This window comes from Pseudomonas sp. S4_EA_1b, assembly GCF_016307435.1.
In the GTDB taxonomy this organism is placed as follows: Bacteria; Pseudomonadota; Gammaproteobacteria; order Pseudomonadales; family Pseudomonadaceae; genus Aquipseudomonas; species Aquipseudomonas rhodesiae.
The window spans coordinates 1-1,756 of record NZ_JAEILC010000216.1; the positions used below are offsets into that span (position 1 = coordinate 1).

Annotated in this window: 2 protein-coding genes; both read left to right on the forward strand. The window is 50.3% G+C overall.

Annotated elements, in window-relative coordinates; translation table 11 throughout:
- A partial coding sequence (locus YA0848_RS35760; protein WP_232925266.1) for a tyrosine-type recombinase/integrase occupies window positions 1–1,226 on the forward strand: 1,226 nt, incomplete at its 5' end.
- 60 nt (window positions 1,227–1,286) lie between these two features.
- Window positions 1,287–1,756, forward strand: a 470-nt coding sequence (locus YA0848_RS35765; protein WP_198731595.1) for a hypothetical protein, incomplete at its 3' end; no start/stop codon positions are given.

Below are 1,756 nucleotides of genomic sequence, written 5' to 3' on the forward strand. Positions count from 1 at the left end.
CAGATGGCGAGCGCCTGTTTTACTTCAGGTATACCGACACCAGCGGTGGAAGGGTGTTTCTGCCCATAGGTGCATATGACGCCACTGGTACTGATGGGCTTACCCTTAAGGAAGCAAGAACTAAAGCTGGAGAGTGGTCACGCCTCTACCAAAGTGGAACTCGCAACTTACGTGAACATCTGGATGCCGAGGAAGCTGCCCGTATCGCAGCCCGAGATGGTGAATTGGCACGACTCACCGCCGAGAAAGCAGAAGCCGAAGCCGAGCAAGCTCGCCAGGCGGCACGCAAGACTGTTACCGACCTATTCGAGCACTGGGCTAGGGTTGATCTCATCAACCGCAAGGACAAGGGTGCAGAGGCTCGTCGGATGTTTGAAAAGGACGTTCTGCCCTTCTTGGGCGACTTGGCTGTCGCTGATGTGAAAAAGGGTCATATCACCGAGGTTACAGATGCCCTCCTCGCTCGCGGTGTAAACCGTATGGCTAAGATGGTTTTTTCGCTTATGCGCCAAATGTTCCGCTTTGCCGTAGACCGCGACCTGATCGAGCACGATCCCAGCGCCAGTATTCGAAAAGCTAAGATAGGTGGCAAAGACACCGAGCGCGATCGAGTGCTGAGTGATGATGAAATCAAGCTGCTTGCTAAGAAAGCCCCTGATGCGGGGCTGCAGGTCACCACCGAAGCTGCAATCTGGATTGCCCTATCGACCTGCTGTCGAATTGGTGAGCTCCTGAGCGCCCGATGGGAGCATATCGATCTAGAGCAAAGCACTTGGCTGATTCCGTCCGAACATAGTAAAAACGGTAAACCGCACAGCATCATCCTTTCAGACTTTGCCATTAGCCACTTCAAGCGCGTAAAGCAGATTAATAGCCTGTCACCTTGGTGCTACCCGAACACCTACATAACTGACCATGTATGCCCTAAAACGGTAACCAAGCAGTTGGGAGATCGCCAGCGCCTTCCGGAGCAAGGCTCCATGAGCCGACGTAGCGCCAAAGCCCAAGCACTGTTGCTACCAGGCGGAAAGTGGACGCCTCATGACCTGCGGCGTACAGGCGCGACGATTATGACTGCTATTGGTGTGCTTCCTGAAGTGGCTGAACGGTGCCTCAACCACACAGAGGAAAACAAGGTAAAACGCACTTATCAGCGTCATAGCTATGCTAAAGAAATGGCGGAGGCTTGGGAAGTTCTCGGCAAGCATTTATCCAGCCTGATATAGACAGCCACTCCAACCGCCCTGAGAAAACACTAGCACCGCTACACAAGGACACGATTACAAATGAAAAACAAAGGGCTTATTATATCAGTAACTGAATTTCTTGAGGAGCACAGCATCTCCGAAAGTGAATTCAAAGACAGAATTGAAAAGCTGCAGATCCCCCTTCTATGCCGCTGCCCAAGAACGGTTGCAGTTCATGTATCCGGCTCGGTTATCATTCTAAATGACAATGAGCCAAAAACAGCACAAAGCCTATCAAAGCAGCATAAAGGTACGCTTTTTTGCGCAGATCACGATTATCACTCAAAAGTAGATTTAGACATAAAGTTTCTTTCCATAAGCGTCACCGACTGGGAGGAAATAGCAAACTATGGCGAGCTTTCAAAATACAACTTCAACCTCTCCGCTTTTCATGAACGCGGAAAAGGCCTCGCGCAAGCATCGGCACATGAGTTGTTAAAGACAAGCTTAAAACCACTTCCAGCCCTGATAATAGACTCAGCTTTCTTTATCACCTCAAGAAATTCACC